This is a genomic window from Nocardia huaxiensis (assembly GCF_013744875.1).
Classification (GTDB): Bacteria; Actinomycetota; Actinomycetes; order Mycobacteriales; family Mycobacteriaceae; genus Nocardia; species Nocardia huaxiensis.
Map to the genome: position 1 here is coordinate 7,395,950 of NZ_CP059399.1, position 19,608 is coordinate 7,415,557.

At 67.2% G+C, this 19,608-nt stretch carries 20 protein-coding genes; 9 read left to right on the top strand and 11 right to left on the bottom strand.

Annotated elements, in window-relative coordinates:
* Positions 1-361 precede the first annotated feature (361 nt).
* From H0264_RS33850 to H0264_RS39250, 4 genes are all read left to right on the top strand, one after another.
* Positions 362-1,027: a response regulator transcription factor gene (locus tag H0264_RS33850; RefSeq protein ID WP_181581307.1), complete on the top strand. Its 666-nt coding sequence runs from the start codon at positions 362-364 to the stop codon at positions 1,025-1,027.
* A complete protein-coding gene (locus H0264_RS33855) occupies positions 1,024-2,322 on the top strand; it encodes a sensor histidine kinase (RefSeq protein ID WP_181581308.1) in 1,299 nt (432 codons plus the stop codon). The genes H0264_RS33850 and H0264_RS33855 overlap by 4 nt, the downstream gene beginning before the upstream one ends.
* Before the next feature lie 163 nt (positions 2,323-2,485).
* On the top strand, positions 2,486-3,160 hold the full coding sequence (locus H0264_RS33860; RefSeq protein ID WP_220139896.1) for a histidine phosphatase family protein: 675 nt from the start codon (positions 2,486-2,488) through the stop codon (positions 3,158-3,160).
* 44 nt (positions 3,161-3,204) lie between these two features.
* On the top strand, positions 3,205-3,462 hold the full coding sequence (locus tag H0264_RS39250; RefSeq protein ID WP_338040163.1) for a hypothetical protein: 258 nt from the start codon (positions 3,205-3,207) through the stop codon (positions 3,460-3,462).
* Here H0264_RS39250 and H0264_RS33870 read toward each other — a convergent pair.
* The 8 genes from H0264_RS33870 to H0264_RS33905 form a co-directional block, all read right to left on the bottom strand.
* Entirely contained in the window at positions 3,371-4,408 is a 1,038-nt protein-coding gene (locus H0264_RS33870) for a DUF2332 domain-containing protein (protein WP_244976029.1), read from the bottom strand. The genes H0264_RS39250 and H0264_RS33870 overlap by 92 nt on opposite strands.
* Entirely contained in the window at positions 4,375-5,031 is a 657-nt protein-coding gene (locus tag H0264_RS33875) for a DJ-1/PfpI family protein (protein ID WP_181581309.1), read from the bottom strand. The genes H0264_RS33870 and H0264_RS33875 overlap by 34 nt, the downstream gene beginning before the upstream one ends.
* 52 nt (positions 5,032-5,083) lie before the next feature.
* Positions 5,084-6,667, bottom strand: coding sequence for a serine hydrolase domain-containing protein (locus H0264_RS33880; protein ID WP_181581310.1), 1,584 nt, complete (start codon positions 6,665-6,667; stop codon positions 5,084-5,086).
* A 61-nt stretch (positions 6,668-6,728) separates the two neighbouring features.
* The gene (gene nrdE, locus H0264_RS33885; RefSeq protein ID WP_181586034.1) at positions 6,729-8,834 is read right to left on the bottom strand and encodes a class 1b ribonucleoside-diphosphate reductase subunit alpha; all 2,106 of its coding nucleotides are present in this window, start codon (positions 8,832-8,834) and stop codon (positions 6,729-6,731) included.
* A gap of 35 nt (positions 8,835-8,869) precedes the next feature.
* Positions 8,870-9,331, bottom strand: coding sequence for a class Ib ribonucleoside-diphosphate reductase assembly flavoprotein NrdI (gene nrdI, locus H0264_RS33890; protein WP_181581311.1), 462 nt, complete (start codon positions 9,329-9,331; stop codon positions 8,870-8,872).
* 74 nt (positions 9,332-9,405) lie between these two features.
* Entirely contained in the window at positions 9,406-9,645 is a 240-nt protein-coding gene (locus H0264_RS33895) for a redoxin NrdH (protein WP_181581312.1), read from the bottom strand.
* Positions 9,646-10,116: 471 nt separating this feature from the next.
* Positions 10,117-11,031, bottom strand: coding sequence for a G1 family glutamic endopeptidase (locus H0264_RS33900; RefSeq protein ID WP_181581313.1), 915 nt, complete (start codon positions 11,029-11,031; stop codon positions 10,117-10,119).
* Between the two features lie 189 nt (positions 11,032-11,220).
* Positions 11,221-11,787 (bottom strand): NAD(P)H-dependent oxidoreductase, encoded by a 567-nt coding sequence (locus tag H0264_RS33905; protein ID WP_181581314.1) that lies wholly within the window; start codon positions 11,785-11,787, stop codon positions 11,221-11,223.
* A gap of 165 nt (positions 11,788-11,952) precedes the next feature.
* Here H0264_RS33905 and H0264_RS33910 point away from each other — a divergent pair, with 165 nt between their 5' ends.
* Both H0264_RS33910 and nadE read left to right on the top strand, forming a co-directional pair.
* The gene (locus H0264_RS33910) at positions 11,953-12,564 is read left to right on the top strand and encodes a TetR/AcrR family transcriptional regulator (protein ID WP_476703699.1); all 612 of its coding nucleotides are present in this window, start codon (positions 11,953-11,955) and stop codon (positions 12,562-12,564) included.
* 9 nt (positions 12,565-12,573) lie between these two features.
* Positions 12,574-13,413 carry an ammonia-dependent NAD(+) synthetase gene (gene nadE, locus H0264_RS33915; protein WP_181581316.1) on the top strand — a complete coding sequence of 280 codons (840 nt, stop codon included), beginning with the start codon at positions 12,574-12,576 and terminating at the stop codon, positions 13,411-13,413.
* A 472-nt stretch (positions 13,414-13,885) separates the two neighbouring features.
* Here the strand turns inward: nadE and H0264_RS33920 are convergent, their stop codons facing one another.
* Both H0264_RS33920 and moaA read right to left on the bottom strand, forming a co-directional pair.
* On the bottom strand, positions 13,886-14,128 hold the full coding sequence (locus tag H0264_RS33920; protein ID WP_181581317.1) for a MoaD/ThiS family protein: 243 nt from the start codon (positions 14,126-14,128) through the stop codon (positions 13,886-13,888).
* Positions 14,121-15,179, bottom strand: a complete 1,059-nt coding sequence (gene moaA / locus H0264_RS33925) for a GTP 3',8-cyclase MoaA (RefSeq protein WP_181581318.1) — start codon at positions 15,177-15,179, stop codon at positions 14,121-14,123. Before moaA ends, H0264_RS33920 begins: the two co-directional genes overlap by 8 nt.
* An 86-nt stretch (positions 15,180-15,265) precedes the next feature.
* On the opposite strand from moaA, the gene H0264_RS33930 reads away from it, so the two are divergent.
* From H0264_RS33930 to H0264_RS33940, 3 genes are all read left to right on the top strand, one after another.
* Complete coding sequence (locus H0264_RS33930; protein ID WP_181581319.1) at positions 15,266-16,471, top strand: molybdopterin molybdotransferase MoeA; 1,206 nt, start codon at positions 15,266-15,268, stop codon at positions 16,469-16,471.
* A gap of 187 nt (positions 16,472-16,658) precedes the next feature.
* Positions 16,659-17,789, top strand: coding sequence for a bifunctional molybdenum cofactor biosynthesis protein MoaC/MoaB (moaCB, locus tag H0264_RS33935; RefSeq protein WP_181581320.1), 1,131 nt, complete (start codon positions 16,659-16,661; stop codon positions 17,787-17,789).
* A complete protein-coding gene (locus H0264_RS33940) occupies positions 17,782-18,204 on the top strand; it encodes a molybdenum cofactor biosynthesis protein MoaE (protein WP_181581321.1) in 423 nt (140 codons plus the stop codon). Before moaCB ends, H0264_RS33940 begins: the two co-directional genes overlap by 8 nt.
* Here H0264_RS33940 and H0264_RS33945 read toward each other — a convergent pair whose 3' ends face one another.
* Positions 18,205-19,569, bottom strand: coding sequence for a uracil-xanthine permease family protein (locus tag H0264_RS33945; RefSeq protein ID WP_181581322.1), 1,365 nt, complete (start codon positions 19,567-19,569; stop codon positions 18,205-18,207).
* Between the last annotated feature and the right edge of the window lie 39 nt (positions 19,570-19,608).

Below are 19,608 nucleotides of genomic sequence, written 5' to 3' on the forward strand. Positions count from 1 at the left end.
CACCTCCTCGAAGCCGTCGTGCACCGAATACGTCACCCACCACCGGTGGGTGCGGCCATTGCGGGCGGACACGAATTCACCCGTCAACGACACAAAAAGCGTCCTCGTGCAGGATACATGCGCCTGCCAAGAACCGCCCATCGCCCCCGGCGCGCCCCGCGCGCCACGCCGGTACATGAATACCCGGCAAACCCCTCGACCCGACCGCCCCTTCCGTGAGAGGGTCGAACCCGGTTGTGCCGTCGAATGATTCGCGACGCTCCGAGGAGTAGGAGCCCGCATAATTTTCAGATAATTTCCGGGTAATGCGGGGCCCGGAGGCATTGGGCACCTGCCCAGGATTGCCTTACGCTTCCGCTCCGTGCGTGTATTGGTTCTCGAGGATGACCAGCAACTTTGCCGTGAGGTCACCGATGGTTTGCGGTCGGCGGGGTTCGCTGTCGACCTGGCGCACGATATCGCCGACGCCGATTTCAAGATCGCTATCAATAGGTACGACTGCCTGGTGGTGGACCGCGGGCTGCCCGACGGAGACGGACTCGATCTGGTCGCCGGGGCGCGGGGCGCGGGCCATACCGTGCCCGCGCTCATGCTCACCGGGCGCGACGGGCTCGACGATCGGCTCAACGGGTTCGAGCAGGGCGCCGACGACTATCTGACCAAGCCCTTCGCGCTGCCGGAGCTGGTGATGCGGGTGCGAGCGCTGTGCCGGCGCCAGCAGCAGCCGACCGCCTCGCGAATCGTATTGGGCGACATCGATGTCGACCTCATGCGGCGGCGGGTGACGCGCGGCGGCATCATGCTGACGCTCACGCCCAAGGAGTTCGCGGTGCTCGAACTCATGGCGACGCGGCGCGGGCAGGTGGTCACCCGCACCGAACTCATCGAATGCTGCTGGGACGAAATGGCCGAGCCCGCATCGAATGTCGTGGATGCGGTGGTCGCCAAGCTGCGGCGCAAACTGGGCGAGCCGTGCGTGATCGAGACGGTGCGCGGCACGGGATTCGTTATCGCGGAGGGCATGTGAGTTCGCATCGCTCCCCCGCGGTCGCACGTTTGCGGCGCGCCCGCTGGCTCATGACCGGCATGGTCACCGTCATCACCGCGACCGTGATCGCCGTCCTCGGCTATGTCGCGGCCTCGCTGGACAACGAATCCCGCACGCGGGCAGTGGATTCGCGCATCGAGATGGTGGCGGGCGGCCTGGCTCGCGCCATCCAGGAGGACGGCAACGGCGCACTCGACCTGTCCACCATCATCGACGACGATCTGGCCACCGGGTCCACGGCCGTGGTGATCGTCATGCGCAAGCCCGGCGAGCAGTGGAAGCAGGCGCACACCTACGAGCGCTCGCTCATGCCCAGCGACAACGACATCGCCACGCTCGCAACACAAGCCGAGGATCACTCCGACAACCTGATCTACACCCCGTCGCTGCGCGACAGCACCGCCATCACCGGCCGTGCGGTGCGGGTGGCGGCCGTCCCGGTGTACTGGAACGACTGGGACAACATCGTCATGATCCTGGCCGCCGAGGAACCCGTCGACGATCCCGGCGCACACCTGAAACTGTTGTGGGCGTTGGGATTGGGTGGTCTGCTGTTCGTCGCGCTGGCCTCGGCCGCCGCGTACCTGATCGCGGGCAGCAGCCTCGGCCAGGCCCTGCGCATGCTCGACGAGCACGAGCAGTTCCTGGGCGACGCCGCGCACGAACTCCGCACTCCCCTCACCACGTTGAAGCTGCTCACCGAATCGCATCCGAAACCCGACGAGGTGGAGCACACGCTGGCCGAGGCCCGCCGCCTCGCCGACCGGATGGCCCGTCTGGTCACCGGCCTGCTCGCGCGTGCCCGCCTGCAGACCGGCATCGCCGAACCCGAACGCACCCTGTTGCGCCTGGACCAGCTCGCCGAGGCCGTCGCCGAGGAATCCGGCGACCCGCGCATCGTCGTCACCGCGCACCCCAGCGTGGTGGTCGGCGACCCCAGCCTGCTGAGCCTGGCCATCCGGAACATGCTGGAAAACGGTCTGACACACGGTGCCGTCAACCGCACCGCACCCGTCGAGGTCCATATCGCCGAGGGCCGGGTCAGCGTGCGCGACCACGGTCCCGGCGTCGACCCGGTGATGTCGGCCAGCCCGTTCAATCGCGGCGCGGCGGGACGCACCGGGCGCAATGGCATCGGCCTGGCCCTGGTCGCCTGGGTCGCGCAAGCGCACGGCGGCAATGCCTCCATCGAACCGGCCGTCGGCGGCGGCACCATCGCCACCCTCTGGCTGCCACCCGCCGACATCACCGCGAACACTCCCGCCCGGGTGTAACCGGCCCGGCCACCGCGCCGTGGGCGCGGTGGCCACGAGTGCCGGTTCCCGCGCACCGCACGGATTCGCGCACGAGGGGTCGCGAATCCGTGCGACAGCGCACCGGCCGCGGCTTCCCGCGGATTCATAGCGGAATCGGGCCCGGTGTGCTGAGGTGGGACGGGTGCGGCTGGAATCGCTGACAATGGTGCGGCACGGCGAGAGCACGGCGAATGCCGCGTTCACCGCCGCGATCCGTGCGAGCGCGGAGGAATTCGAGCGGGGCACAAGGGATCCCGACATCCCGCTCTCCGATCGCGGGCGCGCGCAAGCCGAGGCGGTAGGGGTCTGGCTCACCACCGTCCCCCGCCCCGATCTCGTCCTCAGCTCGCCCTATATCCGGGCCCGCGACACCGCCTCAATCGCCCTGCGCGCCATAGGCTCCCCACCCGCCCGCCAGGACGAGCGCCTGCGCGACCGCGAAATCGGAATCCTCGCCGGCCTCACCGCCCTCGGCATCCGCCGCCGCTACCCCCTCGAACACCGTGAACGAGAACGCCTGGGCCGCTTCTACTATCGCCCACCCGGCGGCGAGTCCTACACCGACGTAGCCCTGCGCCTACGCACCCTCCTCCCCGAACTCGAAGGCCACGTCCTGGCCTTCGCCCACGACAACATCGTCCTGCTCACCCGCTACATCCTCGCCAACCTCGACGAGCCCGCAGTCCTCCACCTCGAGTCCACCACCCCCATCGCCAACGCCTCGGTAACCCGCTGGGAGCGAACACCTTCCGGACTCGAACTCATCGCCTACAACGACACCGCGCACCTGAGGGCTCCCGAACCAGCCTCCGAGTGAATTCGCGCCCCTGCTGCCCGTGCTGATCGGCTTCGAATACGCCCATCGTCGCTCTCACCTCCACTTCGGCGGGACCCGCGGTGTATCGCCCCGAGATCGACGTGAACGGTACGAAGACCCGAATCCTTTGCGATCAGATCTACACCGTGGACCCGTCTCGCCTGGGTGAGTTGAAGGGCGGGATCGCGGATGTGCTCGCCGGAACGGTGGTCATCGGCCTTCCGGCGTGCGAGGCGGGAACCAGTCGAGGGTTTGGCCATGGTGGCCCGCATAGGCCGCTGGTACGCCATCCAGCGCGGTGACGAAGTGGCGGCGGTCGGGTGGATGTGGGACGGCCGCGGGGTCCACGGGGAGGACCCCCGGGCCCTCATTGGTTATCCAGTGACAGGGCAGCTTTCGAATCACTGATTGGAATCTCTCGCGGTCGGCGGTGCCGAGGTAGCTCAGGACGGCGCTCCCGAAAACTATGACAGGGATATCCTTCGGGGCCGCGTCCACCAGCTCGGCGAGGGTGTCGTTGAGATGACCGGTGACCAGGTGCGGCGGGTCGAGCCGGGCAATCGCCGCAGCATTCCGCAAGCGCTCCAGTCGATTCCGCTGCTCCGGCCAGACCAGGGATTCGAGCCAGCGCATCGAGTCCGGGTCCGCCACATCGAGGGGATTCAGATCGACACCGGCGCGATGTACCACCTGCGGCAGGCTCGTCGGCAACGGTGGCGCGCCGGAAGTGGTGCAGGGCAGCACCACCGGTGATCTACCGTCAGCGGGATCGAGAACCGGCTGGTCGTCGTAGCGGTAGCTGTAGCGGTCGGGGTAGAGGCACAGACCGGCGGAGGCGCCGAACTCGATCAGGGCGATCGGGGTGTCCCCGAAGCGAGCCAGCAACGGCAAAAGCGTTGCACAGCGCCCGGATTCATTGGTCTGAGTACTGTGGCTCATCGCGACATCACGGATGTCAGGCCACCGGGCGATCACGAAATCCTTGAACTCGTCGAACGCGGACGGCGAGACGCCGAGGTAGCGGGCGGCCCCGAAGACCAGATTGGGTTGCCGCTTCCGGTAGGGCAACTCATCGATCAATGCGAGAAGCTCTGCGTCCGAGGCTATTCCGAGCGCCCACCGCTCATAACACGGCGAGTATCCACGCACCTCGTTGACGGCGAATACCTGATACCGCTCCGACGTCTCCACAACAGCCCCCGCCCCCTTGCGGCTCAGTTTCGCGGCTCCGATGAGCTCGGGATCCATTCTTGCCCCTCCGGCCAGGCGGTGTCTGCTGGGGGTTCGGGGTCGTATTGGATGCCGCGGCGGACCCAGCGGGCTCGGTCGGTGCCTGCCAGGCGTTGGAGGAGGTGGAGGGACATGTCTATGCCTGCGGAGACGCCTGCTGAGGTGATGATGTCGCCGGAGTCCACGAAGCGGTCGTGGGGGCGGATGTCGATGGTGGGGTCGAGGTGGGCCAGGACGTCGAGGGACAGCCAGTGGGTGGTGGCGGGGCGGTTGGCCAGGAGGCCGGCGGCGGCCAGGACCAGGGCGCCGGTGCAGACGCTGGTGATCAACGGGATTCGTGGGCGTTCGGCTTGCAGCCAGGCCAGCATGGACTCGTCGTGGACGAGGGGGCGGGTGCCGAGGCCGCCGGGGAAGAGGAGGACGTCCATATCGGGGACGGTGCCGAAGGAGTAGTCGGGGGTTACGCGCAGGCCCTTGGCGCATTGGAGGGGGAGGCCGTCGCGGGAGAAGGTGAAGATCTCCCAGCCGTCCTGGGGGCAGGTCAGGGTCCAGAAGGCGAGGACTTCCCAGGGGCCGGTGAAATCCAGTTCTTCGACGCCGGGGAAGAGCAGTACACCGATCTTGCGCGTCCGGTCAGCCATGATGTCGATCGTGCCATCGGTGGCGGCGATCGTGGGGAGGGCCGCGGTCGTGTTACGCGCAGGCCGGGGACTGTTCGCCGAGACCGGCCAGCTGCAGGCAGACCCAGGCGTTGCTCAAACGCCAGGCGCCGTCCACGGGAACCAGGGTGACGATCATGGGGGCCGGGCCCGCGGGTGAGGTGGCGGTCGTGACGACCCGCAGCCGACCGGCGCCTTCGACGGTCTTCACGACGTTCACCGTGGTCGCGTATTTGACGTAACCGCGGGCCAGCGTGGTGAGCAACTCGGGATCCTTCTCGTCACCCTGGACCCGAAGTTGCTTGGCGGAGACGGGAACTGCCGGATCCAGCGCCTGATCGAGCTGGGAATCCAGGTCGGCGGGCGCGGGAATCGCGGGCAGTGGCGCGGCGGCGGTGACCTCCCGATCCGGGAACGTATCCGGATACAGCGCATCCGCCAGCTCCCACCAGATCGACCCGGCGGTGACGGGCAGCAGCGCCCCGTACAGCGGCGTGTTCTGGTTCACCGTGACCGCGATGCTGACCTTGCGGTCCGGCTGATGGAACGCCATCGCCGAGTAGCCGAGCACGCTGCCCCCGTGACCGAGCCAGGTGCCCTCGCGCTGCAAGCCCAGACCGTAGTCCAGCGGCGCACCGAAAGCGGTTCCGGTGACGAAAGTCGTTCGGGCCTGCTGAGTTTCGGGTCGCAGCAGGTAACCCTGCGCGAGCGGCCGCGCATAGTCGGCGAGGTCGGTGACGGTGGCGGTGAGCGAACCCGCCGCACCCCAGAGGGCCGGCGGCGTGCGCTCGGTGACCTCGGTGCGGACGTCATCGACGAAACCGTAGCCGCGGCTGCTCGGTCCGGACAGGCTCGCGTCGCCGGGATACTCCGTGGCCGTGAGCCCGTATTCGCCTGCGAGACTGTTGATCACGTCGCGCACCGGCCGGCCGGTGACCTTCTCCAGCACCAGGCCGAGCAGAACGTACTCCGAATTCGAGTAGTCGGTCGCGGTATCGGGTTGCTTCGCCTGCTCGGGATGGGATCGGATGACGCGCAGCGTGTCCTCGACCGTCCACGGCCGATCGGGCACATGCGCATCCAACTGCGGCCGGAATTCCGGATCGCGCGAATAGTCGTGGACGCCGCCGCGCATGGCCAACAGCTGACGCAGAGTGATGATGTCCCCGTTGGGGATTCCGTCCACATACCCGCTCAGGTGATCGTCGAGCGACAGCCTGCCCTCCTCGGCGAGCCGCAGGACCGCGGTGGCGGTGAAGGTCTTGGTGATGCTGCCGACCCGGTAGCGATCACGAACATCGGCTCGGCGACCGGTCTCGGCGTCGGCGAAACCATAGGCGCGGCTGAAGGTTCCGCGCTCGGGGTCGATGATCGACACCGCCGCGCCGGGAATCAGCCCGGCGTCGATCCCGGACTGCATGATCCGGTCGATGGTGGCGATCACGTCCACCGGAAAAGCTTTGGCGGGCACGCGATTCGTCGCGCCGCAGCCGGTCACGAGCACCAGCGCGGCCAGGACCAGCAGCAACCCGGCTCGTCGAATGCGCACGCCGAAGTCGTTGAGCGCAGCCACAATCCCCTCCACTCCCCCGCCGAAGCTCAGCCGCTGCCCCGGCACTACTCGCACAATAGCAAGGGGCGCCCCCGGCGAACCGGGAGCGCCCCTTACGACAGGCTCGTCAGAGCATGCAGCTCACGCAACCCTCGACTTCGGTTCCCTCCAAAGCCATCTGGCGGATGCGGATGTAGTACAGCGTCTTGATGCCCTTGCGCCAGGCGTAGATCTGGGCGCGGTTGACATCGCGGGTGGTGGCACTGTCCTTGAAGAACAAGGTCAGCGAAAGACCCTGGTCCACATGCTGTGTCGCGGCCGCGTAGGTGTCGATGACCTTCTCGTAGCCGATGTCGTAGGCGTCCTCGAAGTATTCGAGATTGTCGTTGGTCAGGTAGGGGGCCGGGTAGTAGACGCGGCCGATCTTGCCTTCCTTGCGGATCTCGATCTTGGAGGCGATCGGGTGGATCGAGCTGGTCGAGTGGTTGATGTAGGAGATCGACCCGGTCGGCGGCACGGCCTGCAGGTTCTGGTTGTAGATGCCGTACTGCATGACCGACGCCTTCAGCTCACGCCAGTCGTCCTGGGTGGGGATGTGCACGCCCGCGTCGGCGAAGATCTCGCGCACGCGTTCGGTCTGCGGCTCCCACACCTGCTCGGTGTACTTGTCGAAGTACTCGCCCGAGGCGTACTTGGACTCCGGGAAGCCGCCGAAGTACGAACCGCGTTCCTTGGCAATGAGATTCGACGCCCGCACCGCGTGGTAGGCCACGGTGTAGAAGTAGATGTTGGTGAAGTCGATGCCCTCTTCGGAACCGTAGAAGACCCGCTCGCGCGCCAGGTAGCCGTGCAGGTTCATCTGCCCCAGGCCGATGGCGTGGGATTCGTTGTTGCCCTGCTCGATCGACGGCACCGAGTAGATGTGCGTCTGATCCGACACCGCGGTCAAAGCCCGAATCGCGGTCTCCACGGTCTTGCCGAAGTCCGGCGAATCCATGGACTTGGCGATGTTCAAGGACCCGAGGTTGCACGAGATGTCCTTGCCCACCTTGGCGTAGGACAGGTCGTCGTTGAACTCCGACGGCGTGGACACCTGCAGGATCTCCGAGCACAGGTTGGAGTGCGTGATCTTGCCGGCGATCGGGTTGGCGCGGTTCACGGTGTCCTCGTACATGATGTACGGGTAACCGGATTCGAACTGCAGCTCGGCGATGGTCTGGAAGAACTCGCGCGCCTTGATCTTCGACTTGCGAATCCGCTTGTCGTCGACCATCTCGTAGTACTTCTCGGTGACATTGATGTCGGCGAACGGCACGCCGTAGATGCGCTCCACGTCGTACGGCGAGAACAGGTACATGTCCTCGTTCTTCTTCGCCAGCTCGAAGGTGATGTCCGGGATCACCACGCCGAGCGACAGCGTCTTGATGCGGATCTTCTCGTCCGCGTTCTCGCGCTTGGTGTCGAGGAAGCGGTAGATGTCGGGATGGTGGGCGTGCAGGTACACCGCGCCCGCGCCCTGGCGCGCACCCAGCTGGTTGGCGTAGGAGAACGAGTCCTCCAGCAGCTTCATGATCGGGATGACGCCCGAGGACTGGTTCTCGATCTTCTTGATCGGCGCGCCGTGCTCGCGAATATTGCTGAGCAGCAAGGCCACGCCGCCGCCGCGCTTGGACAGCTGCAGGGCGGAGTTGATGGAGCGCCCGATGGACTCCATATTGTCCTCGATGCGCAGCAGGAAGCAGGACACGGGCTCGCCGCGCTGCTTCTTGCCGGAGTTGAGGAAGGTCGGGGTGGCGGGCTGGAAGCGCCCGTCCATGATCTCTTCGACGAGTTCGCGGGCCAGCTTCTCGTCACCGGCGGCCAGGGTCAGCGACACCAGGCAGACGCGGTCCTCGAAGCGCTCCAGGTAGCGCTTGCCGTCGAAGGTCTTGAGCGTGTAGCTCGTGTAGTACTTGAACGCGCCGAGGAAGGTCGGGAACCGGAACTTCTTGGCGTACGCCTGCTTGAACAGCGACTTGATGAACTCGAACGAGTACTGGTCGAGAACCTCTGCCTCGTAGTAGTTCTCGCGCACCAGGTAGTCGAGCTTCTCCTGCAGATTGTGGAAGAAGACCGTGTTCTGGTTGACGTGCTGCAGGAAGTACTGGTGCGCGGCCTCGCGGTCCTTGTCGAACTGGATCTCGCCATTGGGGCCGTACAGGTTCAGCATCGCGTTGAGCGCGTGGTAGTCCATCCCCGCGGTGCTGGAGTCGCCGCTCACGGGGCGCTCTACGCGGGCAGTCTTTCCGACCGGTGCTGTAGTCGTTGCCAAAACAATCCCAATCCCTCTCGGACGCGCTCGACGTCCTCGGCAGTTCCCATGAGTTCGAAGCGATACAGGTACGGGACCCCTGTTTTGCGCGAGATGACTTCTCCCGCATAGCAGTACGTATCGCCGAAGTTCGTATTGCCGGCCGCGATCACGCCCCGCAGCAGTGCGCGGTTGTGGGGATCGTTGAGGAATTTGGCCACCTGACGGGGCACGAATTCCTTCTCGGACCGCTGACCACCCAGAACGTGCTTACCGCCGCCGTAGGTGGGGACGATAAGCACGTAGGGGTGGTCGACGCGAAGTGAGTCGGCAGTATGAAGCGGTATGCGGACGGCGGGGACTCCCAGCCGTTCCACGAAGCGGTGCGTGTTCTCCGAAGCGCTCGAGAAGTAGACGAGATTCGGTGTCTCAGTGGACATCTCGGTCATCTCCATCCTGTCGGGCTCGGACAACCTGCGAGGCGGCTGACTCTCGATCAGCTGCTTCGCGTCGCCTAGGCGACGGCGACGACCTCGGCCAGCGCCTTGATGCGGTCCGGGCGGAAGCCGGACCAGTGGTCGTCGCCGGCGACGACGACGGGGGCCTGCAGGTAGCCCAGGGCCATCACGTAGTCGCGGGCTTCGGGGTTCTCGGAGATGTCGATGACGTTGTACTCGACACCGGCCTTGTCGAGGGCGCGATAGGTGGCGTTGCACTGAACACAAGCGGGCTTGGTGTAAACGGTGATGGTCATTGGTATCCCCTTCTCCTGGCCTTCTGTCCGTCTGCAGTGCACGGCTGAAATCAGAACCACGTACTTGATTGCGCAAACCCCTGGAAGCGAAGCCGAAGCCCCTGGTCGCGAGGCTCCCTTCGAGGTGGGTCCGTCGCGGCTTTCCAGCTCCCAAGACACTACACCTAGTGGCCGACAGAATCATCCAACACGACATGTTGCGACTCACAAAGATGGAATTCGGTTGGCGTAAGTACCTGGACAGTCGATTCGCAACTCGACACGACTGAGGTGTAGATCACAATTTGGGCATTCAGTTCATTTCCAGCAAACCCACCATTACCGCTGATCAACACCGTTCACACGAGTCACACCGGTTGCCCCGATCGTGGCGGTCGGCGGGGTCTCGCGGGCCCGAATCTCCTACGCCCCCAATATCCGGGGCACCTCACGCTTCGGCGTGTCGCGGATCCGGACCCCTATATATGGGGCTCACCCGATGGTGTAGCTCGAACCGTCCACCGGACCGGGATAGAGGAAGCGGTTGGTGGCCGCGATGCCGTACACCTGCGGGTCGTAATCGGAGAGCGGGCGGCCGTCGATGTCGATCTCGGTGAAGGTGATCGGCGTGAAGCCGGGCAACGCGGCATCGAGGTGACCCTCGACGACGATCTCGGCGGTGCGCACCGGGGAGGTGGAGGCTTCCACAGCGGTCCGCGTCCAGCCGCGGGTGCGGTTCTCCAGCGTCATGGTGTAGACCGCGCCATCCCAGTCGACGGCGGCGTGCATGGTGTCACCGGGGGCCACCTCGTCGTCCTCGTACATGACCGGCGGGGCCGGATAGCTCTCCCACCACCCGGTGTGCTCCCGGAAGGTGTAGCAGGAATCAGGGAAAACACCTGTGGCACAGAGTGTGTCGGCCACGCCGCCGAGACCGTTGGATACCTCGTCGCCCACCCGCATCACCTGGCCCGCCAGCCGCGGGTCGACCCGGGACAGATCGGCGGCGAGGTGCTCGATGCGGATGCCGGGCAGCGCCGCGTACATGGCGGCCTCGCTGATGCACAGGGATTCGGCGCCGGTCTGCATGAGCGGCAGAGCCGTCCGGCCGTCGACGCCCGCCGCGCCATTGAGGCCGACCCAGGGCACCACGCGCTGCACCACACCCGGATTCGGGCAGGTGATCTCGGGCTGCACCCAGGTGGCGCTGACATGACGGAACTCGCCCCGCACCACGTAGCCGGCCCAGTTGCCCACGTGCACCAGGACATTCGGCGGATGCACCTCGACCCGCGGGTGCGCGGTGGCCGGGGTGGCGTCGACCGCCGCGGCCATGGTCAGCAGCGCGGCCGCCGCGATCGAGCGGGTCGCGCGCCGCCAGGCCGAATTGCCACAGGGTTGCCTCATATGCTGAAGCTAGTCCAGAGGGTGGCCCGAAAGCGTGAGGCCACGACCGAAAGACCGTGACCTCACGCTGAATTCAGTAGCGTATCTCGTGATTGCTAATAATTTGCCAGTTCACTTGCAGGCCGTGCGTCCCGCGGATGTTCGCGAGTTCGCCGCCGCTGCCGGGGGACGCAGCTCGGCCGGTGACCGTCAGGCGTTCGCCTTCACCGCGGCGGCCTCGGCGAGCAGTCGCACGGTGGCGGCCAGCTGGGTCAGCGCCTCGGCATCATCGGCCGGATGGGTCTCGGCGAAGCGCGTGCCGATCACGCCGAAGTGCTGCGACGCCCCGTCGAGGACGCTCGCACCCGCCACGCCCAGCGCCTTCACGGCGTCACCGTGCGACCACTTGGCGGCGTTCGGGCTGATGGACGCGCTCACCACGGCGACCGGCTTGTCCTTGAGCGCGCCGACGCCGTACGGGCGCGAGGCCCAGTCGATGGCGTTCTTGAGCACGGCCGGCAGGGTGCCGTTGTATTCCGGGGTCACCAGCAGCAGACCGTCGGCGGCGGCGACGGCCGCACGCAGCGCGGCAGCGGACTCGGGCAGGTTGACCTCGGTATCGAGATCCTCGTTGTAGAAAGGAATATCGGCGAGACCTTCGTAGATGGACACCTCGACGCCCTCCGGGGCGGTGGACGCGGCGGCCTCGGCCAGGCGCCGGTTGATCGAGGCGGCGCGGAGGCTGCCGACGAGGACGAGAAGACGGGTCTGCGACATGACGATCACTCCTGGGGTATTCATCCAGCGGCGGAACTTTCATGACAAACTAACCGGACCATGGTCCGCTTTCATTCCGGGGAGTTGGGGTATCGCGCTGTGAACCAGGACACACCGCTCGACGAGTCGCGACCCGGGCTGCCCGAACCGCTGACCATCGGGCCCATCGGCGTCAGTTCGCAGTACGCCGCCTCACTGCTGAGCGAGAGCCAGGAACGCAGTGACGCCGCCCGCAATCGCCAGCTGCTGCTCGATGCCGCCGAGGCGCTGGTGCGCGAACACGGCGCGGAAGCGGTGACCATGGACGCCGTCGCCAAGCGCGCGGGCGTGGGCAAGGGAACGGTGTTCCGGCGCTTCGGGAATCGCTCCGGACTGATGCACGCGCTGCTCGATCAATCGGAGAAGAAGCTGCAGGCGGCCTACATGTTCGGGCCGCCGCCGCTGGGGCCCGGGGCGGCGCCGGTGGATCGGCTGGTCGCGTTCGGGCGGGCGCGGCTGGCGGGCATCGAAGTCGAAGGCGATGTGCTGCGCGAGGCGTCGGTGGACGCCGAACGCTACTCGGGCGCGCCCTATAACGTGACGAAATCCCATGTGGCGCTGCTGCTTCGGCAGGCCGGGACGAGCGGCAACATCACCCTGCTCGCGGACACCCTGATGGCCGCCCTCGACGCCGGACTCGTCTTGCATCAGCACCGCGCGCTCGGCTACCCGCTGGAGCAGATCGGCGACTACTTCGAGAGCCTCGTCCGGCGCGTCGTGCCACCGGCCGCACAGTAGAGTGAGCCCATGGGGAACCTGCGCGAACAGATCATCGCCGAATTGGGCGTGCTGCCGTCCATCGAACCGAAAACCGAAGTGCGACGGCGCATCGACTTCCTCAAGGACTATCTGCGCGCCACGCCCGCCAAGGGGTTCATTCTCGGCATCAGCGGCGGGCAGGACTCCACGCTCACCGGCCGGCTCTGCCAGCTGGCCGCCGAGGAACTGCGCGCCGAGGGCCATGACGCCACCTTCGTGGCCGTGCGCCTGCCCTACGGCGTGCAGGCCGACGAAGCCGACGCGCAGATCGCGCTGGAGTTCATCCAGCCGGATCGATCCGTCGTCGTGAACGTGAAGCCCAGCGCCGACGCCGCCGGCGCGGAAGCCGCCCTCGGCATCAAGGAACTGCTCGGCGAGGAACCGCGCCTGCGAGACTTCGTGCGCGGCAATATCAAAGCCCGCGAGCGCATGGTGCTGCAGTACGCCGTGGCCGGCCAGCTCAACCTGCTGGTGGTGGGCACCGATCACGCCGCCGAGGCGGTCACCGGCTTCTTCACCAAGTACGGCGACGGCGGGGTGGACCTCACCCCGTTGACCGGGCTCACCAAACGTCAAGGCGCGGCGCTGCTTCAGGAACTCGGCGCGCCGCCGAGCGTCTGGAAGAAGGTGCCCACCGCCGACCTCGAGGACGACCGCCCGGCGCTGCCCGACGAGGAAGCCCTCGGCATGAAGTACTCCGAGATCGACGACTACCTCGAAGGCCAGGACGTCAGCCCCGAGGTGGCCGCGAAGGTGGAGAAGATCTTCCGCAACACCCGGCACAAGCGCGCGGTGCCGGTGACGCCGCTCGACGACTGGTGGCGCTGAACCGGTTCGGTCAGCGGTATGCGGCGCTTCGCGCGAATCTGACTCGGTGCGAGTAGGGGTTCCGGGCGCGAGGGCTGCGTGGATCCGGCGACCTGGGCGCTGCGGGGTCGGCGGGCATCGCGGGTTGCATGAGGGCGTCCCACCACGGGCGGTGGCCGGATTCCGGTAGGTGTAGTACCGGGGTGTCCGCGTCGCTTCGGGTGTTTTCGGTATCGGTGGTGGCCGTGGTCACGAACGTTTCCGATCTTGATGGGTGGGCGTGCGGGCCAGGACGCACAGGCAGGCAACGGGATCGGCGCAGCGCAGCGCCACTCGCTCCGGTGCCGGTCACACCCGTTCTCGATTGGTGAGAATGCAGATACCCATGCGATCTGACAAAGATAGTTTTTAGCACTCCACACAGGAGAGTGCAAGACGCCCGAGGCGGCTCCTCCGATGCCCGGACCTCGGGAAACCCCGTGCTACCGACCGGTTATCCGCCCGCGAACGGCGGGAGCACATCCACCCGGGCGGTGAGGGTGGCGGTGGCGTCGCGGGTCAGTTCATCACCGATCAGGTAGGCGCAGACGCCGAGCATCTTGTCGAGGTCGGGGCCGTAGGTGGTGGCCAGGGTGGTGCGCAGATCGGCGACCGTGGAACCGGCCGGCAGCGGCAGGGTTTCGCGGTCCTTGCCGACCGCGTCGGCGATTGCGGCGAAATAGCGGACCTCAACCACCGATGGCTCCCATCGTTCGTTCGGGCGGGACGAAGTTCTCGTCGGCGATGCCGTGGCCCGCCCACTTGTGCCACATGGCGCCGCGCCACAGGGCGGCGATGTCGGCATCGGAAGCGTTGGCGCGCAAGGCCGCTCGAATGTCGTACTCCTGATCGGAGAACAGACAGGAGCGGATGCGGCCGTCCGCGGTGAGGCGGGTGCGGTCGCAGTCGGAGCAGAAGCTGCGGGTCACCGAGGCGATAATGCCCACGGTGGCCGGACCGCCGTTGACCAGCCATTGTTCGGCGGGAGCGGAGGGATCGTCGCGGCCCACCTCGGTGAGGTCGAAGCGGGCGCCGAGGACCTCCAGAAGCTCTTCGGCGGTGATCATATTGGCGCGCGCCCACTCGTGGTCGGCGTCGAGCGGCATCTCCTCGATGAAGCGCAGTTCCACGCCCTCGGTGAGGCACCATTCGAGGAGATCGGCTGCGCCGGTGAGGGTTTCGCGCATGAGGACGGCGTTCACCTTGACCGGGGCCAGGCCCTCGCGGTGAGCGGCGCGAATGCCGGCCAGCACCGAGGGCAGGCGGTCGCGGCGGGTGAGGCGGGCGAAGCCGGCGCGGTCGACGGTGTCGAGGGAGATATTGATGCGGTTGAGGCCCGCCTCGGCCAGTTTGCGGGCGCGATGCTCGAGGCCGACGCCATTGCTGGTCATGGCGATCGGGAGCTCGGGCAGTTCGGCGCGGCAACCGGCGATGATCTGCTCGAGGTCGCGGCGCATGAGGGGTTCGCCGCCGGTGAAGCGGACCTCGTGAACGCCCAGCTCGCGCACGGCCAGCACCACCAGTCGAACGATCTCGGCGGCGGTCAGCAGTTCGTCGGCGGGAATCGCGGGCAAACCCTCTTCGGGCATGCAGTAGGTACAGCGCAGCGAACACTTTTCGGTGATGGAAACTCGCAGGTCGCGGGCTACGCGACCGAATCGGTCCACCAGGAATGGCGTATCGGGGCGGCCGTCCATCGAAGGTCGCCCTGCTCGTACGGCGGGCATGCCCATCACGACCACGGTCACCCGACCATTATGTCCGGCTTGGCAAGACCCCGCTGAGCAGGCGCTCCCGGGATGTCGCGAACCGGCGTCCGTATAGGCTCAGCCGCATGAGTTCCCGGCACGCTCTGGCCCCGGCCCGCTCCGTCGACGACCACCGGCAACGCATCGAGGAGTTGCTGCGCCCGCTGGCCGCCCGCGACACCGAACGAGTCGCGATGACGGCGGCACTCGGGCGGCGGCTCGCCGAGGACGTGTACTCCCCCCTGGACCTGCCGGTGTTCCGGAACTCCTCCATGGACGGGTACGCGGTGCGCGCGGATTCGATCGCGACCGTGCCGGTGACGCTGCCGCTGGCGGGTGTGGTGGCCGCCGGGAACACCGGGGAACTCACGCTCCCCGACGGCGCGGCACTCAAGGTGATGACCGGCGCGCCCATCCCCGCGGGCGCGGACTGCGTCGTGCCGGTGGAGCACACCAGCAGTGACGGCGGCACCGTCACGATCGAAACAACACGTGCGGCAGGCGATTTCGTCCGCGAACCGGGCACCGATGTGCGCACCGGCGAACTGCTCGCGGCCGCCGGGACGCTGCTGCAGCCCCGCCACATCGCGGCGCTGGCAGCCGTCGGACTGGCGGATCTGCCGGTGACCCGGCCGGTGCGCGCGGCCGTGCTCACCACCGGCGACGAGCTCATGCCCGCCGGAACTCCGCTGCTGCCCGGCCAGATCTACAACTCCAACGGCATCGCGCTGGCCGCCGCACTGACCGACAACGGCGTCGAAGTGGTGTCGCTGGCGCACTCCACCGACGACCACGACGAATTCCGGCAGCGCATCGAGGAAGCCACCGCCCTCGCCGATGTGGTCTTCACCTCCGGCGGCGTCTCGAAGGGCGACTTCGAGGTCGTCAAGGATGTGCTCACCCCCCTGGGCGGCGAATTCGGTTCCGTCGCAATCCAACCCGGCGGCCCGCAGGGCCTCACCGTGGTGCACGGCGTACCGATCCTGAGCTTCCCGGGCAATCCGGTCAGCACCATGGTGTCCTTCGAGGTCTTCGCACGCCCGATCCTGCGCGCCCTCGCCGCACTGCCCGAACTCGCCACCACCGAAGTGCCCCTGCTCGATCCGGTCCGCTCCCCCGCCGGCAAGAACCAATTCCTGCGCGGCAAGCTCACCGACACCGGGGTGAGCCTGGTCGCCGGACCGGGCTCCCACCTGATCGCCACCATGGCTCACGCCGACGTGCTGATCGACATCCCCGCCGACATCACCGAACTCGCCGCCGGCACCCCGGTCCGCATCCTGCCGCTCTGAGTCACCCGCGCGGCAGGCGGATGTACTGACCGACATCCCGGCCGGGGCAACCGACCTGCCGATTGGTGCGATCCTCCGAATCCGAGCGCTCTCGGCACGCTCACCAGGCGAATCCGGCTACCGTGAGCCGCGAAGTCGGGGCGACCCCGGGCAGGAGCCGGGTAGCGGCTGTGTAAGGCTGGTGCGTATGAGTGAGTTGTCGCATGTCGACCGGGAAGGGCGCGCCCGCATGGTCGATGTGAGCGCCAAGGCCGACACGGCGCGCATCGCTGTCGCCGCCGGGGAACTGCGGACCACCGCCGAGGTGGTGAAGTTGGTGCGGGCCGACGATATGCCCAAGGCCGATGTGCTGACCACGGCGCGGCTGGCCGGGATCAATGGGGCCAAGAAGACTTCCGAGTTGATTCCGCTGTGTCATCAGCTGGCGTTGTCGTCGGTGAAGATCAGTTTCGGGTTCACCGAGGACAGCATCACCATCGAGGCGAGCGCGAAGACCAAGGGGCCCACCGGGGTCGAGATGGAGGCGCTCACCGCCGTGGCGGTCGCGGGGCTGACCCTGCACGACATGGTGAAGGCGGTCGATCCGGCCGCCACCCTGAATGGGGTGCGGCTGCTCACCAAAGACGGTGGGAAACACGGACATTGGGTGCGGCCCGAGGCTTCGGGCGCGGACGCTTCACCGGCACCCGCCGAAGCGCATCCCGAACCGCACATGCGCGCCGAATCGCGTGTTCCGGCCGCTGCGGCGAACAGCGCTGCGGCCGAGCGGCATTCCCAACACCCGGGCGAGCGGCATGCGCATCACGCTGCCCACCAGGCCGAGACGGTGCACGCCTACGGCGCGGGCCGGGCAGCGGTCGTGCTCGTCGCCTCCACAGGCGCCGCGGCAGGCACCCGCGTCGACACCACCGGACCGAAGCTGGCCGAATGGCTTGGCGGACTCGGGTTTTCGGTGCGCGGACCGCTGGTGTACGCCGACGCCGACATCGCGTACGGGCTCAGCGAAGCCTTGGCCGGCGAACCGGCATTCGTGGTCACCACCGGCGGGACCGGCGCCTCCCCCACCGACGCGACACCGGAAGCGACGCTGGCCGTCCTGGACCGGGAACTGCCGGGCGTGGCCGAATCCATCCGCCAGCGCGGCACCGCCAAGTTCCCCCTCGCCGCCCTCAGCCGCGGCGTGGCCGGACTGGCCGGGCGTACCGTGGTCGTCAACCTGCCCGGGTCACCCGGCGGCGTGCAGGACGGAATCGCCGTCCTGGAACCACTTCTCGACCATCTGCTGGCCCAGGTAGCCGGAGGAGGCAACCATGAGTGACCTGCTGGCCCGCATCAGCGATCAGCCCCTGAACCCGGACGAGGTGGAGAAGGCCGTCAGCGGGCCCGAGCACGGTGCGGTTGTGGTGTTCACCGGTAAGGTGCGCAATCACGATGGCGGCCAGGCGGTTTCGGCGCTCGAGTATTCGGCGCATCCGCAGGCCGAAACCTTCCTGCGCAAGGTGTGCGCGGAGGTCGCCGCCGAATCCGGGCTCCCGGTCGCCGCCGTGCACCGCATCGGCCCGCTCACCATCGGTGATCTCGCCATCGCGGTGGCCGTCGCCGCCCCGCATCGCGCCGAAGCCTTCACCGTCTGCGCGGATCTCGTCGATCGCATCAAACACGAAGTGCCCATTTGGAAGCGGCAGATGTTCGCCGACGGCCTGTCCGAGTGGGTCAACGCCTGCGCGCACTGATCACGCGGTGATCGGATCCTGTGGTTCGGAGTCCGTTGCCGTGGACGGTAGTGCGGCACGGGCGATTTCGCCCAGCTTCGAGTGGTTGAAGAGCAGATTCAGCAGGAACGCGGTGGCGGCGGCGAGGGTGATGCCGCTGTTGAGCAGGATCTCGGCCGAGGACGGGAACTTGTCGAACATGCCCTTGGTGAGGACGGGGATCAGGCCCACGCCGATGGCCACCGCCACGATGGTCAGATTCACGCGGTCGTCGAGGTCGGCGCGGCGCAGGGTGTCGATGCCGATCACGGCGATGGTGGCGAACAGGACCAGACCCACGCCTCCCACAACGGGTTTCGGGACGGCGGCCACGATCGCTCCGAAGCGGGGAACGGCGCCGAGGATGATCAACATGGCGCCGCTCACGGCCGTCACATAGCGGCTGTAGACGCGAGTGTTGGCCACCGCGCCGACATTCTGGTTGAAGACGGTGTCCACGAACGAGTTGAAGATGCCGCCGAGGACGGCCGAGAGGCCGTCGCCGACCAGGCCGCGGGCGATGTCGGCGCGTTCCACCTGCTTGCCGGTGATCTGGCCGATGGCCAGCATGCTCGCGGTGGATTCGGCGAAGACGACGGCCATGACGATGCTCATGGCGACCACGGCGGTGATCGGGAACTGGGGTGCGCCGAAGTGGAAGGGATCCGGCAGGCCCAGCCACTTCGCCTGCGAAACGCCGTCCAGTTTCACCAATCCCATGGGAATGGCGATCAGTACGCCGACGAGGAGCGCGATGAGAATGCCCAGCTGCGACCACACGCCGCGCCCGAGCACCGTGCATACGAGGGCGATCAGCAGGACCGCCACGGCCAGCGCGATATAGGACGGTGAGCCGAAGGTGTCGGCCTTCGGGTCGCTGCCCACGATCAGACCGCCCGCCACGCCGATCAGCGAGACGCCGACGACGGTCAGCACGGTCCCGGTGACCAACGGCGGGAAGAACCGCACCACCATGGCGAACGGCCACGCCAAGGCCACGCCGATAATGCCGCCGATCAGCATGGACCCCCACACCGCGGGCAGCCCGTACTCCTTGGCGATCAGAATCATCGGGCTCATGGCCACGAACGTCGCACCGGTGATGATGGGCAGCCGCGCACCCGCGAACTTCCCGAGCCCCAGGCTCTGCACCATGGTGATCACGCCCGCGACCAGCAGGTCCGCGCTGATCAACATGGCAACGGTGGAATTGTCCAGCTTGGCGGCCGCACCGAACACCAGTGGCACGGTGACACATCCGGTGTACATGATCAGCACATGCTGCAGGCCGAACAGCAGCAGCCGCTGCCACGGCAGTCGGACGTCGACGGGATGGGGCGAGGTCATGAGGGCTCCTTGCGGCACATCGGGTGCCCACAGGCTAGG